A 17,066-nucleotide genomic window follows, 5' to 3' on the forward strand; every position below is an offset into this window, starting at 1 on the left:
CCTCCTTATTCCTGCAGCTGTTTCGGATCGACTTGCTTCACAGTGGTCAGCTTTTGCACCATAGTGGAGGTGTTTTTACGACCGCCAAACATGCTGAATTCGCTGTCGCCACCACTGCAACCGTTGCCGAAGCTGAAGCCGCAACCACCGCGCTCACCGTGTGCATCCGGGAAGGCCTCCTTCGCCAGTTCTCGATGGCTGGTCGGAATCACGAAACGATCCTCGTAATCGGCAATGGCCAGATAACGATACATTTCGTCGGCTTGAGCCTTAGTTAGACCCACTTCTTCCAATGCGCGCAGATCCTCAACACCGTCTACTGTTTCTGCACGCTTATACAAGCGCATAGCCATGATGCGCTTGAGCGCACGCACAATCGGTTTCTCGTCACCCGCGGTAAGCAGGTTGGCCAGATACTTCACCGGTATCCGCAGGCTTTCGATCTTCGGCAATACGCCATCAAACTCAACCTTGCCGGCTTCCGCTGCAGACTGGATCGGGCTCAGTGGCGGCACGTACCAGACCATGGGCAGAGTGCGGTATTCAGGGTGCAGAGGCAGGGCCAGTTTCCAGTCCACTGCCATCTTGTACACCGGGCTGCGCTGAGCCGCCTGAATCACGTTCATTGGCACGCCATCTTTTTTGGCCTGCTCAATGACTTTCGGGTCGTTGGGGTCAAGGAAGATTTCCAACTGCTTTTCGTAAAGCTCGTGCTCCCCCGGAGTGCTCGCTACTTCTTCAATGCGGTCGGCATCGTAAAGCAGCACACCCAAATAGCGGATACGGCCTACGCAGGTCTCGGAGCACACGGTCGGCATACCGGCTTCGATACGCGGGTAGCAGAAAATGCACTTTTCAGACTTGCCGGTTTTCCAGTTGAAGTAGATCTTCTTGTACGGGCAGCCGGACACACACATACGCCAGCCACGGCATTTGTCCTGATCGATCAGTACGATGCCATCCTCTTCCCGCTTGTAGATGGCACCACTTGGGCAACTGGCCACACAGGTCGGGTTCAGGCAGTGCTCGCACAGGCGAGGTAGGTACATCATGAACGTGCTTTCAAACTGACCGTAAATATCGGCTTGAATCTGGTCGAAGTTTTTATCCTTGCGACGCTTGGCAAACTCGGTACCGAGAATTTCTTCCCAGTTCGGGCCCCACTCGATTTTCTGCATGCGCTTGCCGGAGATTAGCGAGCGAGGCCGTGCAACCGGCTGGTGCTTGCTGTCGCCTGCGGTGTGCAGGTGCTGATAATCGAAATCAAACGGCTCATAGTAGTCGTCAATTTCCGGCAAATCCGGATTGGCAAAAATGTTTGCCAATACCCGGAACTTACCGCCAATGCGCGGGCGGATTTTGCCGCTGGCATCGCGCATCCAGCCGCCTTTCCACTTGTCCTGATTCTCCCACTCTTTCGGGTAACCAATGCCGGGCTTGGTTTCTACGTTGTTGAACCAGGCATATTCCATACCTTCACGGCTGGTCCACACGTTTTTACAGGTCACTGAACAGGTATGGCAACCGATGCATTTGTCCAGGTTCAGCACCATGCCTACTTGGGAACGGATCTTCATTTTACAGCCTCCTGAACAGTGTCGTTGCCTTCGCCATCAAGCCAGTCAACGTTCTTCATTTTGCGCACCACCACAAATTCGTCGCGGTTGGAGCCTACGGTTCCGTAGTAGTTAAAGCCGTAGGAGAACTGCGCGTAGCCACCAATCATATGCGTGGGCTTCGGGCAAGCCCGGGTAACCGAGTTGTGAATACCGCCGCGGCTACCTGTTACCTCAGAGCCCGGGATGTTCACGATCCGCTCTTGAGCGTGGTACATCATCATCATGCCCGGCATAACCCGCTGGCTGACCACCGCCCGCGCTGCAAGTGCGCCGTTGGCGTTGAATACTTCTACCCAATCGTTGTCTTCAACACCCACGTCGCGGGCGTCATCCTCACTCAGCCACACAATGGGGCCGCCGCGGGATAGGGTCAGCATCAACAGGTTGTCACTGTAGGTACTGTGAATGCCCCACTTCTGGTGCGGTGTTAGGAAGTTCAACGCTTTTTCCGGGTTGCCATTGGGTTTTGCATTCAACAATGGCGCTGCGGCTTTGGTGTTAATGGGCGGACGGTACACCAGCAGGCTTTCGCCGAAGGCACGCATCCACTCGTGATCTAGATAGAACTGCTGACGGCCTGTCAGTGTGCGCCAGGGAATCAGCTCATGTACGTTGGTGTAGCCAGCGTTGTAGGAAACATGATCGTCTTCCAAACCAGACCACGTAGGGCTCGAGATAATCTTGCGGGGCTGCGCTACAATATCGCGGAAGCGAATCGCTTCGTGCTCTTTACCTACCGCAAGGTGGCTGTGATCCAGCCCGGTGAACTCCGACAGCGCAGCCCAGGCTTTAACAGCTACGTGACCGTTGGTTTCCGGCGCCAGCGTCAGAATTACTTCGGCTGCATCGATGGCACTTTCAATTTTCGGACGACCTGCGTTCGCTCCGTCGATGTGCTTATAGTTCAGCTCACCCAGGAAGTTCACTTCTTTTTCGGTATTCCAGTTAATACCCTTGCCACCGTTACCCAACTTGTCCATCAGTGGCCCAAGTGAGGTGAAGCGCGCGTAGGTATTCGGGTAATCCCGCTCTACGGTGATGAAGTTTGGCGCGGTTTTGCCAGGAATCAGCTCACACTCGCCTTTCTTCCAGTCTTTCACATCAAACGGCTGGCCCAGTTCTGCTGCAGCGTCGTGCATCAGCGGCAGGGTCACCACGTCTTTTTCGACACCCAAATGGCCTTCCGACGCCTTGGAGAAGGACTTGGCGATGCCTTTGTAGATTTCCCAGTCACTGCGAGACTCCCACGCAGGGTCTGTCGCAGCAGTCAGCGGGTGAATGAATGGGTGCATGTCGGATGTATTCAGATCGTTCTTCTCGTACCAAGTAGCGGTAGGCAGAACTATGTCTGAATACAGGCAAGTGGTGGACATACGGAAGTCCAGAGTCACCAACAAGTCGAGCTTGCCTTCCGGTGCATCATCGCGCCACTTCACTTCCTCAGGCTTGATTCCGCCGTTATGGCCCAGATCTTTGCCCTGCACACCGCTAGTGGTACCCAGCAGGTACTTGAGCATGTACTCATGGCCCTTGCCGGAGGAGCCCAACAGGTTAGAGCGCCAGATGAACATATTGCGAGGGTGGTTCTCTGGTGCTTCCGGATCTTCCGATGCAAAAGCCAGTGAACCGTCCTTCATGGATTGGGCAACGTAGGCTGGCACGTCCATCCCCGCTTTTTCAGCTTCTGCTGCGATGGTCAGCGGGTTGCGATTAAGCTGCGGCGCAGATGGCAGCCACCCCATGCGCTCTGCACGCACGTTGTAGTCGATCAGGCTTCCGCCGAACTTGGACTTGTCGGCCAGAGGCGAAAGAATCTCGCTCACATCCAGCTTCTCGTAGCGCCATTGTCCGGAGTGGGCGTAGAAGAACGAGGTACCGTTCATCTGGCGTGGTGGACGCTGCCAATCCAGACCGAATGCCAGCGGCTGCCAGCCGGTCTGCGGGCGCAGTTTTTCCTGACCCACGTAGTGAGCCCAGCCACCACCGCTTTGACCGATACAGCCACACATGACCAGCATGTTGATCAGCGCACGGTAGTTCATGTCCATGTGATACCAGTGGTTCATACCGGCACCCACAATGATCATGGAACGGCCCTTAGTTTTGTGAGCGTTCTCACCGAACTCACGGGCGATACGAATCACTTTCTCGGCAGGTACGCCTGTGATCTTCTCCTGCCAGGCCGGGGTGTAGGGCTTGACCTGATCGTAGGAGGTTGCACTGTCGTCTTCACCCAGACCACGGCTCAGGCCGTAGTTGGCCATCATCAGGTCGTACACAGTAACCACGAGGGTTTCGCCGCCTTCAGCCAACTCAATTTTGCGGCTGCCCAGCTTGTGGGTCAGGGTGTCGCTAATCTCAACTGACTTGAAGTGGTCGTGCTTAACACCGCCGAAGTACGGAAAGGCCACATCAACAACTTCGTCATGCTTTTCGACCAGTGACAGTTGCAAGCTCACATCTTCAGCTTTCGCTGTTTGCTTGAGGTTCCACTTGCCTTTCTCACCCCAGCGATAGCCGATAGAACCGTTGGGCGCAGTCAGTTGGTTACTGGCCTCGTCAATGGCAATGGTTTTCCACTCAGGGTTGTTCTCTTCACCCAGACCACCCACCAGGTCACTGGCGCGCAGGAACCGGCCAGGCACGTAACGGCCATCTTCCATTTTATCGAGCTTAACCAGATACGGCATATCGGTGTAGCGTCGCACGTAGTCGGTGAAATACTCACTAGGATTGTCGAGGTGGAACTCTTTCAAAATGACATGGCCCATGGCCATACCTAGAGCCGCATCTGTACCCTGCTTGGGGTTCAGCCACTCGTCAGAAAGCTTGGATACTTCGGCGTAATCCGGGGTAATGGCGACGGTCTTGGTACCTTTGTAGCGCACTTCGGTGAAGAAGTGGGCGTCCGGAGTACGGGTTTGCGGTACGTTGGAGCCCCAAGCAATGATGTAGCCCGAGTTATACCAGTCTGCTGACTCAGGAACGTCGGTTTGCTCACCCCAAACTTGCGGAGATGCCGGTGGCAAATCGCAGTACCAATCGTAGAAGCTCAAGCACACGCCGCCAATCATGGAAAGGTAACGGCTACCGGAAGCATAAGACACCATGGACATGGCCGGGATTGGCGAGAAGCCGATAATGCGATCCGGGCCGACTTTCTTGGCGGTGTATACGTTTGCCGCGCCAATCAACTCGTTAACTTCGTCCCAAGTAGAACGCACGAAGCCGCCCATACCACGGCGGGGCTTGTACTCGGCAGTTTTCTTCGGATCTTCCACAATGGAAGCCCAAGCTTCAACAGGGTCGTTGAACTGAATACGTGCTGCGCGCCAAAGCTTCATTAGGTGCTTGCGCATTAACGGGTATTTCAGACGGTTGGCGCTGTACATGTACCAGGAGTAACTGGCACCGCGAGGGCAGCCACGAGGCTCATGGTTGGGTAGATCCGGGCGGGTACGGGGATAGTCAGTTTGCTGGGTTTCCCAGGTAACCAAACCATTCTTAACGTAGATCTTCCAGCTACAGGAACCGGTGCAGTTTACGCCGTGAGTGGAACGCACAATCTTATCGTGCTGCCAGCGCTGGCGGTAGCTGTCTTCCCAGTCGCGATTCACGTCGTGGGTTTCGCCGTGGCCGTTCGCGAAGGACTCGCGTTTTTTGCTGAAGTAACTCAGCTTATCGATCAAATGACTCATGGTCTCTCTCTCCGTCTGCCGGATCGTTTTTCCGATTTAAGATCATTGTGTGGGAGAACAACCCTGAAATCTGCGTGGTTACTACCACATAACCCGCACCTACCACTGAGGTGGTAGGTGTCTCATATCCCCGGTTGGAGGAGGGTCTGGCGTTCGTGTTGGCGATTGAAGCGGGCAAACATGAATTGGCAAATGCAAAGCAGAAGGAACAGGATCATAAACACAGCACTGCGAACACCCAGCCAGTGATTCACTGCGCCAAAAATAACCGGTAGCAGGAAAGCTACGGAACAGGCACTAACAAGTAATAAACCGGCAACAAACGCAGCGTTCTGGCGACTTTCAATAATCACCATTCTCTGTAGGCCGCCCATAGCGCATCCAAGGGTTATTCCGAGCACCACCACAAAGACACTTTCAACCGTCATAGGCAAAGCAAACTCAACCGTAATGATCGTTTCTACACCTCGAATAAACAGCGTCATAGGCGGATAGGACAGCACCACTAAGGCGACTAAGCCAACGAGAAGCGACCGACTAACGACTTTAGGGCTGCCAAAACGATCAGACAAACCGCCCCCCAGAATCTGCGCCAGAGCACCGGGAATAATGAACCACTGTGCAAGCTTGGCGCCGGATTGCACCTGCAAATCGAACTGGGAGGAAAGATAGTCTGGAAGCCACAAAGCCAGCGCAAAAAAACTGCCTGCGACCACTCCAAAATAGGCGCCCAGCTGCCAAATGCCCCGCCGCCTATAGCGACAGAACAGCACGAAAATAGAGACTTCAATTTGCGGGTCTGCGACGGCATCCTCCGGGTCCGTGAGTAACAACAAAAGTGCGAGCACCAACAAAAGGACAATCAAGTAGGCCAGCGGTACGCCATGCCAAGAGAAGGCTTCATGGAACAGTGGAACGAGGTAGTAGGTAAACCCAGCGCCGGTAACGCCTGCGCCAAACACTCCAAGCACAAGACCCAACCGCTGTGGCTTGCAGCTACTGGTTACAAACTGCAGCCCTGCACTGTAAAACCCGCCAGCCAACCCGAGCCCACCGGCTGCGAGCAGATACCCGAGGAAGGTATCAGTAGTGAGCAAAACCACCATGCAAACCGCGAGCCCGGCAAGGCAAATAAGCATAATACGGCGGGCACCAAACTTTCGGGCAGCCAGACCTGCGGGTACAGCCAAAAAGGCGCTTACAGCCATGGGCATGGCCAACAAGAGGCCAAATTGAAGATTACTCAGGTTGAGTTCGGCCCGAAGATGAATGCCAGCAACTGCAAATAGCGTCCAGCAGCCCGCTGCAATAACGAAGCCTGTGAGTGCCAGCGGCAGGATCACGGCAAGTGATGCGAGCCGCTCATCCTCCTGATCCGCCTTTGACTTCATCCGTTAACGCCTTTGTGAACCGTTTTTTTTACTGTCGTTCAGTCTCAGCTTTTGCCCTAGCGCAGGTCAAAGACTATGATGGGATACTGACCATTGGGGTAATTGACTAACCTCAAGGAGGTATTCGTGCCCGGCGACTGCAAAGACGAGACTTAATGAAATCCCGAAGCCCCCTTGTTAACCGGATTGCTATCGTAGTTTTCGCCGTTGTACTGACATCTATTGTCAGCATGGCTACAACGCTTGCAGTTTCAAAGAGCATTGAAGGGAACGCCACAGCGATTAACTTGGCTGGCGCCTTGCGCATGGGTGCGTTCCGACTACTGTCGCATGCCGCCAGTCCAGAAAATAGTGACGCCACAGCAAGCAACATTCAGGAACGAGCATCTCGCTATGAGCTCAGCCTCGAAGACAATCACATTGCTCGCGCTATTCCCGAAGCTCAAGATCACCCTCTCGCAAAGCAGTACCAAGCCATCCTCACATATTGGAAAAGAACACTACGGCCTGATCTGGAAAGCCATCCAAAGGGCGCGCCTATAAGCGCCGAGATGCTTGCTGCTACAGAATCTTACGTGGCGTCTGTAAATCAATTGGTCAGCATGCTAGAACGACGCACCGAAGCGCGCATAGGTTTGCTACACCTTATTCAGATCATCAGCTTGGCTTTTTCGATACTTATTATTGTGGCCCTATTTGTTGATCTGCGAAACAGAGTACTAAAACCCTTGCGAAAGTTGGTTAACGTTGCGAAAGCCGTGGGCGAACAAGACTTTTCGCAAAAGGCGAACATGAAAGGAAGCGACGAGCTGGCACAGCTGGGCAGCGCGTTTGACCAAATGAGTAGCGAACTAGCACTCACCTATTATGAGCTGGAAGAGCGTGCTCGCAGCAAAACTGAAGAGCTCGAACAAAGCCATGCCGCCCTACAACTACTTCACTCCGCCAGCCGGAATTTGTTTGCCAACCACGACCTATGCAGCGGCGCGGTGCCTATGCTGCAAGAGCTTGAGCAACTTCTCGGCCTAGGGCCAATTCGGCTGTACCTGCACGACAAGGAATCTGCAGAGCCTGTTCAGGCGGTTACCACAGCTTCAACAGATCGGCCCTTCTACTGCCGCGACCATCACTGCAATGCCTGTTTGGTAACATCCGAACTTTATGACGAGTTACCTACAGAAGAGAGCGATGGCCGCAGGCTACTACTGCCCATCCGAACTCCCGGCACACTCCTTGGCACTCTAGAGGTTTGGTACCCTGTAGAAAAAGGCCTATCTGACACCGCCCGCCGCCTGCTAGAGACGCTTAGCGACCAATTAGCGACCGCCATTTTCCTAGAACGCCAGATTACGGAAGAACAGCAGCTTACGCTGGCCGAGGAGCGAACAGTCATTGCCAGAGAACTTCACGACTCTCTGGCGCAATCCTTGTCCTATTTAAAAATGCAGGTCGCCCGCCTACGTCGCTTGAATATAGAGGGTGATCAAAAAAGCGCCCACGACGCTATTCTAGAAGAGCTGAGCACAGGTCTGAACAGCGCCTATCGCCAGCTACGAGAGTTGTTGGCGACATTCCGTTTGAAACTAGACACTCCAGATCTTTCTACCGCCCTGCGCAAAACCATAGAGGAATTTTCAACAAGATTGGGTAAGCCTGTGGGGCTACATTACAATCTACCACCGCAGGCCCTATCGCCAAACGAGGATATCCACACGCTGCAAATTGTGCGCGAGGGTTTGGCCAACGCTGTCAAACATGCGGATGCCACAGAAGTGTCGGTGGACGTGCTATTCGAATCTCCTCAAGTAAAAGTAAAAATACTAGATAACGGCAAGGGCTTGCCCGAAAGCGGACAGCCGATCAACCATTACGGGCTGATCATCATGCAAGACCGTGCCCGCACATTAGGTGGCCAGATTACTGTACAAAACCGCGATAACGGCGGCGTTGAAGTTATACTTACGTTCATTCCAAAGAGCCGGCACTTAATTCCAAGTGAAACGCCAATCAGCTGAACACTAAAAACGCGGCCACCTGAACACGCCGGTACGCAATCAAGAGAGAGGAAGCGAAATACCATGTCTGATGTAGCGTCTGATACACCCGCCAGCATTTTGCTGATCGACGACCACCCATTGTTGCGCCAAGGCATCAAACAACTCGTCGAAATGGAAGAAGACATGGTAGTGGCGGGCGAGGCCAGCAATGCCAACGACGGCATTCGACTGGCAACGGAGCTAGAGCCTGACCTGATTCTGATGGACCTTAATATGCCAGAGGTCAGCGGCATTGACGCCTTGAAAAAGCTACGGGAACTGAATGTAAGCTCCCGCATAGTAATGTTCACGGTTTCTGATCAGGAAGATGACGTGGTCGCTGCCCTGCGCGCTGGTGCCGATGGCTACCTGCTCAAAGATATGGAACCGGAGGATATGATTGCCCAGCTGCGCCAAGCTGCGCTTGGAAAAATGGTTATCAGTGACCGCCTGACAACTCTTCTCGCTGAAGCTTTGCGTTCCAACAAACCACAGCAAGCTTCACGCCCTGATTTCGACAGCCTAACCCCGAGGGAAAAAGACATTCTTCGGCTTATTGCAGAGGGCCTATCCAACAAGATGATCGGTCGCAAGCTGGATATCAGCGATGGCACCGTAAAAGTGCACGTGAAGCACCTACTCAAAAAACTTAGCCTGCGCTCGCGAGTTGAGGTTGCTGTATGGGCTGTGGAGGAAGGTCTGCACAAAGGCTGAGCTATATCAAATCAAACTCAGCGCGTTTTGTTTACTCTGGGCAGTCTGAATTCACTGCCCGGAGTTGATTATGGCCCTGCCCTTGCCGATTCGTTTACCTTTATCTAACACGCCTCTGGTCAGCGACTCTCTGGCATTACTTTCTGAATACCTGCCATCACCCTTTCCTTTGCTCGACGCCATTGACCGCTCAATTCCTATGCCGATGAAGCAACTTGTTGCAGAAGCGCCCCTCAATCGAGTTTTTGCGGAAGCCATTGCTGATGGCGAGTTTGACGATTTTGAAGGACGCAGTATCCGGCTGGAGGTGAATGGCGGCCATCCGGGCATTACATTTGGATTTTGGTCTGGCAGGCTGCGTGTACTAAATGGGTCAGGAGAAGCCACCATTCGAGGTTCCTTCTCTGCCTTCAAAACTCTCGCCGAACGTCGGCAAGACCCTGATCAGCTGTTTTTTCAGCGACGACTGGTCATAGAAGGAGATACGGAACTGGGGCTAGCCCTCAAAAACCTTCTCGACAGTTTAGACTGGGATCTCAAGCTCCGGAAATTGCGTTTATTTTGAAGCTTTCTGTTGCTGGGGCCATATCAAACCCATGCAACCCTGTGCGATGGTTTAGGAACATTAAACGGAATCCGGCGGGATTTGCACAGTGAGAGAGCAAAATGAACGAAATTCACATGATGTCACTGGCTGAACGGCTCTGCCTTACCGCCGCTTTTGTCTTTTTTATGACGGGGCTGTTGACAGGTATCTGGAAGTACTGGTGCATGGCCCAAAGCCCTAAAGCAGCTGCGCCACGGTATGTAGACATTGCCCACCGCAGCTCACTCATGTACAGCTTTGCCGCCGTGTTGCTGGGTTGGTTTGCCAGCTACAGTGTATTTCCGGATTGGCTGAATACTCTAGGCGCCGTCTCTGCCTTGGGCTTTTTTGCTTTAGCCATTGGCACTTACATCATTCACGGCTTTTTGCGAGATACCAGCAACCAGCTACGCAAGCCACACACGTTGGGCACCATAGCACTGCCGTTTTGGATTGTTCATGGTTTTATGATAACCCTTATTGCGGCTGAGGTTGGAGGATCGCTGATTCTGGGCGCCGGTGCCATGATGGCAATCTGGTGAACTGATTCCAGTTCGGGAAGCTTTGGAGAACTCAAATGGCAAACGGCGTTGTAATCAAGGAACTCAGAGTTGGCAATTTAAACAAGCTTGGCGATACCGAGACCCTTACGGGTATCTACAAGCAACAGGTTGACTCCGCCTATCTACATTCAAATGGCTTGAGCGACGACCAGCAAGGCGACAAAAACCACCATGGAGGGCCAGAAAAAGCCCTGCACCACTTTGCCTCAGAGCATTATCCGCGACTTCGTAAAGCTTTGCCCGAACCCGCCGCTGGGCATTGCCAGCCGGGAGCCTTTGGTGAAAATCTAGTGACTTCAGGATTTACCGAAGCCGACGTGTGTGTGGGCGATATTTTCGCGCTTGGGGAAGCCGTTGTTCAAGTCTCCCAGCCTCGCCAGCCTTGCTGGCGATTAAACCTTCGCTTCGGAATTCCCGATATGTCTCAGCGCCTGCAAAACACCCTGAGAACAGGATGGTACTACCGGGTGCTGCAGTCAGGGCAAATTAGCCAGAGAAACATACTCATCCTTGACCAGAGGCCGAACCCCGCATGGCCTCTGAGCCGAGTATTATCCCTACTATACGATTCCACACTGGAGCAAACTGCACTTGAAGAGATGGCCGAGCTGGAACATCTCTCTCCGAATCTTCGTGGGCTGGCTCAAAAGCGGCTGGAAAACGGCACGGTTGAGGATTGGGGGAGGCGGCTATTTGGCCAGCCCTAAGTCTGGTCAACCACAAGATCCATGCCCGGCTTGCCATACCAGTAACCGTTACAGGGCGGCGCCTCTACCAACTGCAATGGGTCCGCTGCCGGAGCCTCCCCACGACGCACCTGATCATAGCGGCGAACCACTTCAGCCATGCCCTGATGCTCGGGGCTTAGGCGCACAGTTGCTACGCCCATTTTTTCCATATCCGGTATTTCGCGCATCAGGTCGTAGCGGGAGCCAGACAAGGTTGAAATACCATTCAACCGAAATAGCTCTTGCGATTCCCGTGAACGCAGCTCCATCCCATCTGGGTGTTGCAAACAGCGGAATTCACAGTTGTCTTTAGGCAGATTATAGTGCCGAGCAGTAAAACAACGGGACGACCAAGCCAAGGGCAGGAAGCCCCAAGCGAACACTTCCGCAGGCAAATCCAGACCTTCGTTTTTTAGCTCCACAATTAACTGCTGTAAGGTTTCTCGGCCCAGCTCTACGGGCAAGCTCCAACCTTTCAAACCCTGTTTTGCTAGCAGCTTCAATGTCGCGGTGTTGTAGAGATTCATCGAAGGGCCGGTCACGAATGGCAGTTTGTTCTGGGTTGCCAATTGCAGCGCACTTTGGTCGTTGGCTTCAACAAGATATTCCTGCTGGCTGCAGATTTTACGTAACGCTCGCAGGTCAGCTTCGGACTCGATCAGAGTTTGCGTTGATAGCACGACCTGTTTGCCGGATTCCTTGAGTACGCTGGCGATCTCGAACCAATCTGCCAGCTTCAATTCACGGCGGCGGGAGCAAACGGTTTCCCCCAAGTACACCGTATCAACCGGCCATTCGGCGGCGTTGGCGTAGAAATCAAACACGGTTTGTTTAGACCAGAACCAAAGAATCGGGCCCAAAGAGAGCTTCATCATGGAGTTACTCCGCGTTATTTCCATTTGCGATGATAGGCGCCAATGGTGGTCAGGCCACCTTCCGACAAGCCCGCCAGCGTGCTGTTCCAAGCAGGATCCACACGAAAATCCCCGGCGCCTGCATTTAGCCGGTCAAGAGCTTGGCGCCAAGTGCGCGCAACATCAGCGATATATGACGGGCTGCGTTGGCGGCCTTCGATTTTCACGGCGCTGATGCCAAGCTCTTTCAGTTCCGGGAGCAAGTCCAGAGTGTTCAGACTCACCGGCTCTTCAATAGCGTGGTACACACTTCCCTCAACTTCGAAACGACCTTTGCACAGAGTGGGATAGCCGGCAGATTCGCCCTTGCCATAGCGGTCGATCAATACATCGTTAAGACGTGACTCCAAACCGTTCGGAGTTTCATGCCAACGCACAGCCTTGGCTGGCGAGCAGGCACCGCGGGTATTGGGTGACTCATCGGTGAGATAGGAAGACAAGTAACAGCGTCCCTCTGCCATGATGCACAGACTGCCAAAGGCAAATACCTCCAACTCGACCGGGCTGTGTTTTGCGACACCACGCACCTGATCTATAGATAACACCCTAGGCAAAACGGCACGGCGAATATCAAAGTTGTCTTTGTAGAAGCGCAGAGCTTCATAGCTGGTGGCTGACCCCTGTACTGAAAGGTGCCGATTGACTTGCGGGTGTTTGTTGGCCGCATACTCCAACAGCCCCATATCCGCGAGGATAATTGCATCCACCCCCAGTGCCGCCGCCCGGTCAACGGCCCCTTTCCATGCTTCCCAGCCATCCGGCTGCGGGTAGGTGTTGATGGCACAAAACACTCTGGCACCTTTGTTGTGGGCGTACTCGATGCCCTCACCTGCTCGCTTATCATTAAAGTTGAGGCCAGCAAACTGGCGGGCATTGGTGCTGTCTTTAAACCCCAAGTAGACGGCATCGGCGCCGTTATCCACCGCGGTTTTTAGTGCCGGCAAGCTACCGGCCGGGCAAACAAGTTCCATGGGCTTTCTCCCGGTCAACGTTGCACAGACCATACGCCGGGCCAACTTCCGGGGCATTGACCTTTGTCAGCGGAACAACCAATACCCGCCATGCTCCACGCCAATACCCATTTAGGGTTACTCCACGCACCATTACGTATAGCCAGATTTTTCGTTAGAACCCATGGGTTTAACATTGAATAACAATAAGTTACCAGCGTATACCTACCACCACACGTACCTCGTGCTGTGAATGGTTTTGGCAACGACACTTGCCCACAATGGGCGCCATTCACGAACATGAGGGATCCCGATGAACAACATCATCAACAACCTCTCCATGCGAGGAAAGCTCATCACGCTTGTGATGCCCGCCTTGCTGGTGATTATTTACTTTGCCATTGAAAGCATTGCCTTGAATGCAGGGCAACTGAATGATATGAAACAACTACGCTTATTGGTTCAATTGGCCAATATCGGCGATCCGCTGATTGAGACATTGCAGAAAGAACGTGGCCGCTCGGCAGTTGTGCTCTCAGGGGGGGCAGATCGTGTGGCGGCGCAGCGAGCAAAGCAGGCGCTAGCCAGCCAACGCCTGCAAACCAATGACCGGTTATCTGACTACCAATCAAACCTTGCGGCCCTTCAACAGGAAGCCAGCTTCGGTTCTAAAGTAACCGGCAGTATTGAGTCTGTCGCTCAGAAGCTAGCCACTCTTGACCAGCTCCGCAGTAGTGTCGATCGGGGCTCTCTGAGTGGACTTCAAGCTGGGGGCCGTTATACACAGCCCATCACCGGATTACTTAACCGGATTCCTCTTGTTATTTCGCGCTCCACTGACCCAAAGCTTACCCGCGACATCAACGCTTACTATGCTCTAGCAGAGGCTGCTGAAGCGGCAGGCAAAGAACGCGCAACGGGAGCCTCGCTCATTAGCAGCGGAGATTTTGATCTTCCGTCGATTCAAAAAATTGCAGCCTTTGAAGGCCACCAAGAAGCGTTCATTCGTGAAGCCAGCGCTATGTTGGTATCAGACCTCACACAGCTTACAGCGTTAGAAAAGCTTGCGGACACCGAAGAAAACCGCGACCTGCAAGCGAAACGTAACACGCTTTTCAGCAGTCCCTCAGGCATGTACGCCCTGAATTCGGCTGAGTGGTTTGATATTACAACCAAGCAGTTAAGTAACCTTAACGACTTGCGCAGCATCTTGCTCGACCGCACATCAACCGCTGCTGCCGATGGTGTTGCCAGCGCTCGGCACGATCTGCTGGTGGCATCTGGAATTGCGGCTTCAGCCATCATTGCCGTTTTTGCTCTGATGCTGCTTATGGTCAACGCGATAAACAGGCAGATCAACAACCTGCTAGACGGCGTGCGGTTCGCTATGGATAACAAGGATCTGAGGCAGCAAATGCAGGTTTCCAGCAAAGACGAGATCGGCAACATAGGTCGGGCAATCAACGAGCTCTTTATCAAGTTTGGGGGTGCCCTTAAGCACATCGACAATGCGAGCATTCAACTCGCGACAGCCACCGAAGAAACCAGCTCCACAGCCAGCCAAAACGCGGCTCAAACCAAAAATCAGCAAACCCAGATTGAACAAGTTGCTGCAGCTACCGAGGAAATGTCTGCTACATCTGAGCAGATTTCCCAAAACACCCAGCAGGTGGCAGACGCCGCCAATATGGTTACAGAGAGAAGCCGAACCGGAGAAGACGTGTTGCGCAACAGCATAAGCCGCATACGCTCTCTGGCCAGTTCGGTGGGAGACGTAAACGAAGTAATCGAAGAGTTGGAGAAGCGCAGCAGCAGCATTGTGGAGGTCGTGGATGTTATCCGCAAGGTAGCTGACCAGACCAACTTACTCGCCTTGAACGCCGCCATTGAGGCCGCGCGAGCTGGTGAGTATGGCCGCGGGTTTGCGGTCGTGGCTGACGAAGTTCGAACTCTGGCCCGCCAGACGCACGACTCCACCACGCAAATTGAAGACATCGTTAATAGCTTCAAGGTAATCACCGATAGCGCAAGCCGTTCTATTACAGCCAGCCACAAGCTTGCCAATGAAACCAGCGAGCAATCCTCGGAGCTCGAACAAACCTTTGCGGCGATTCTCGGAGACGTCAACAACATCTCTGGCATGGCGACCCAGATAGCGGCGGCCTCCGAGCAGCAGGTTGCGGTTACCCGTGAGCTGGCCGGGAACATGGAATCGGTCAGTGAGGTAGCCATACTGACACTTACCGGCTCTCAGGAGATATCCCACGTTACAGGAGAGCAGGCGCGACTCGCCCGGCAACTGCAAGATCTGGCTAACGAATTCAAAGTTACAGCGGCCTAACCCAGAGTAACAAGCGAAAGCAGTCCGGGGCGCCTAGCGGCCCCGGACCAACTCAGATAATGCGCGAAAACCGCTGGCTAGCGCCCTCTTTACGGTAGAAATCGAAAATCTGGCATATCGCGCGAATCAGTAGTCGGCCAGCAGGCTCTACCTGCAGCACCTGACCACTATCGCCAATCAGTTCATCTGCCATCATCGGCTTTAGACGCGCCAACTCGTCTGCAAAGTAGCTATCAAAATCCTCTTGCCACTGGGCAGAAAATTGCTGACGATCCAGACGGAACTGGCAAATAAGCTGACCAATAACCCAACGGCGAATTCGGTCGTCTCGGGTCAGGTTCACACCCTTGGTAATCGCTAATTGGCCAGCATCAATAGATGCCTCCCACGCGGGCAGATCATGGTTGTTCTGGAAGTAAGCATCGTCAGTCTGGCCGATAGCCGAAACACCCAGAGAAACCAAATCACAATCCGAGTGGGTGGTATAGCCTTGGAAGTTCCGGTGCAAACGCCCTGCACGTTGCGCAATCGCCAAGCTGTCATCCGGCTTGGCAAAGTGGTCCATGCCAATGTACTCGTAACCCGCCTCAAGCAAGCGATTAATGGTGTTATGCAGAATGGTCAGTTTTTGTTGCGGCGACGGCAACGTATCATCCTTGATGCGGGTTTGCGGATAAAAACGTTCCGGCAGATGTGCGTAACTGAATACAGACAATCTATCCGGCGACATTTCCAATACAGCTTCGAGAGTATCCGCAAAGCTTTCCGGCGTCTGGTGGGGCAGGCCGTAAATCAGATCGAGGTTAATGGAACCAAACCCAAGGTTCCGGGCTTCCTTCAGAACCGCTTCGGTCATTTCTTTGGGTTGTATCCGGTTAACAGCCTTTTGAACCTCCGGATTTACATCCTGAACTCCCAGACTGATACGGTTAAAACCAAGCTCCCAAAGAGTTGGCAGAGTGTCTTGATCCACTTCTCTGGGATCAATTTCTACGCTGTAATCATGCTCTCCATCGCTTTGCAGATTGAACAACTCAGCGTACCCATCCATCAACTCCCGCATAACATCTTTCGGCAGGAAGGTTGGTGTGCCGCCACCCCAATGTAGCTGCTTTACCGGGCGATCCGAGCCAAACAACTTCGACTGCATAGCCGCTTCTTTCAGAACGCGCTCTACATAAGGCATCGCCTTATCGCGTTTTTTGGTGATCACTTTGTTGCAGGCGCAGTAGTAACAAAGGTGCGCGCAAAACGGCAGGTGGGTATACAGGGAAAGAGGTCGGTTGCTGGCTTTGCTGCGGGCGGCAGCTTCCACCATCTGCTCAACCGGATAGTTCTGGTTAAACTCCACGGCCGTGGGATAAGAAGTATAGCGTGGCCCACTGAGGTCGTAGCGTTTGATCAGCGCATCATCCCAGATGAACTCCGGGAGTGTAGATTCAGCAGCTTGTGGTGCGGTGTCGGAAGCCATAATAAAAACTCTGAGCGTATGATGTATGGGGTCAGCGCGGAAGCAACGCATTATA

Annotated in this window: 12 protein-coding genes; 6 read left to right on the forward strand and 6 right to left on the reverse strand. The window is 53.4% G+C overall.

What is annotated here, in order from left to right; all coding sequences use genetic code 11:
• Nucleotides 1–5: 5 nt before the first annotated feature.
• The 3 genes from narH to KO508_RS06495 all read right to left on the reverse strand — a co-directional run bounded on the left by narH (nucleotide 6) and on the right by KO508_RS06495 (nucleotide 6,708).
• Complete coding sequence (narH, locus tag KO508_RS06485) at nucleotides 6–1,577, reverse strand: nitrate reductase subunit beta (protein ID WP_216007535.1); 1,572 nt, start codon at nucleotides 1,575–1,577, stop codon at nucleotides 6–8.
• On the reverse strand, nucleotides 1,574–5,317 hold the full coding sequence (locus KO508_RS06490) for a nitrate reductase subunit alpha (RefSeq protein WP_216007536.1): 3,744 nt from the start codon (nucleotides 5,315–5,317) through the stop codon (nucleotides 1,574–1,576). The genes narH and KO508_RS06490 overlap by 4 nt, the downstream gene beginning before the upstream one ends.
• Nucleotides 5,318–5,439: 122 nt before the next feature.
• On the reverse strand, nucleotides 5,440–6,708 hold the full coding sequence (locus tag KO508_RS06495; protein ID WP_216007537.1) for an MFS transporter: 1,269 nt from the start codon (nucleotides 6,706–6,708) through the stop codon (nucleotides 5,440–5,442).
• 155 nt (nucleotides 6,709–6,863) lie between these two features.
• On the opposite strand from KO508_RS06495, the gene KO508_RS06500 reads away from it, so the two are divergent.
• The 5 genes from KO508_RS06500 (at nucleotide 6,864) to KO508_RS06520 (ending at nucleotide 11,314) form a co-directional block, all read left to right on the forward strand.
• Nucleotides 6,864–8,723, forward strand: coding sequence for a histidine kinase (locus tag KO508_RS06500; RefSeq protein ID WP_216007538.1), 1,860 nt, complete (start codon nucleotides 6,864–6,866; stop codon nucleotides 8,721–8,723).
• A gap of 63 nt (nucleotides 8,724–8,786) precedes the next feature.
• Nucleotides 8,787–9,458 (forward strand): two-component system response regulator NarL, encoded by a 672-nt coding sequence (gene narL, locus KO508_RS06505; RefSeq protein ID WP_216007539.1) that lies wholly within the window; start codon nucleotides 8,787–8,789, stop codon nucleotides 9,456–9,458.
• Between the two features lie 70 nt (nucleotides 9,459–9,528).
• Nucleotides 9,529–10,023 carry a ubiquinone anaerobic biosynthesis accessory factor UbiT gene (gene ubiT / locus KO508_RS06510; RefSeq protein ID WP_216007540.1) on the forward strand — a complete coding sequence of 165 codons (495 nt, stop codon included), beginning with the start codon at nucleotides 9,529–9,531 and terminating at the stop codon, nucleotides 10,021–10,023.
• 101 nt (nucleotides 10,024–10,124) lie between these two features.
• Nucleotides 10,125–10,586, forward strand: a complete 462-nt coding sequence (locus KO508_RS06515; RefSeq protein ID WP_252737953.1) for a hypothetical protein — start codon at nucleotides 10,125–10,127, stop codon at nucleotides 10,584–10,586.
• Between the two features lie 35 nt (nucleotides 10,587–10,621).
• Nucleotides 10,622–11,314 carry an MOSC domain-containing protein gene (locus KO508_RS06520; RefSeq protein ID WP_216007541.1) on the forward strand — a complete coding sequence of 231 codons (693 nt, stop codon included), beginning with the start codon at nucleotides 10,622–10,624 and terminating at the stop codon, nucleotides 11,312–11,314.
• Here KO508_RS06520 and KO508_RS06525 read toward each other — a convergent pair.
• Both KO508_RS06525 and ubiU read right to left on the reverse strand, forming a co-directional pair.
• Nucleotides 11,311–12,210 (reverse strand): U32 family peptidase, encoded by a 900-nt coding sequence (locus KO508_RS06525; RefSeq protein ID WP_216007542.1) that lies wholly within the window; start codon nucleotides 12,208–12,210, stop codon nucleotides 11,311–11,313. The two genes, KO508_RS06520 and KO508_RS06525, sit on opposite strands and share 4 nt — an antisense overlap.
• A gap of 14 nt (nucleotides 12,211–12,224) precedes the next feature.
• Complete coding sequence (ubiU, locus tag KO508_RS06530; RefSeq protein ID WP_216007543.1) at nucleotides 12,225–13,220, reverse strand: ubiquinone anaerobic biosynthesis protein UbiU; 996 nt, start codon at nucleotides 13,218–13,220, stop codon at nucleotides 12,225–12,227.
• A gap of 292 nt (nucleotides 13,221–13,512) precedes the next feature.
• Between ubiU and KO508_RS06535 the strand changes: the two genes are divergently transcribed.
• Nucleotides 13,513–15,540, forward strand: a complete 2,028-nt coding sequence (locus KO508_RS06535) for a methyl-accepting chemotaxis protein (protein WP_252737954.1) — start codon at nucleotides 13,513–13,515, stop codon at nucleotides 15,538–15,540.
• Between the two features lie 52 nt (nucleotides 15,541–15,592).
• Here KO508_RS06535 and hemN read toward each other — a convergent pair whose 3' ends face one another.
• Complete coding sequence (hemN, locus tag KO508_RS06540) at nucleotides 15,593–17,011, reverse strand: oxygen-independent coproporphyrinogen III oxidase (RefSeq protein ID WP_216007544.1); 1,419 nt, start codon at nucleotides 17,009–17,011, stop codon at nucleotides 15,593–15,595.
• Nucleotides 17,012–17,066: the final 55 nt, after the last annotated feature.

The sequence above is a fragment of the Marinobacter salexigens genome (genome assembly GCF_018860765.1).
GTDB classification, from domain to species: Bacteria; Pseudomonadota; Gammaproteobacteria; order Pseudomonadales; family Oleiphilaceae; genus Marinobacter; species Marinobacter salexigens_A.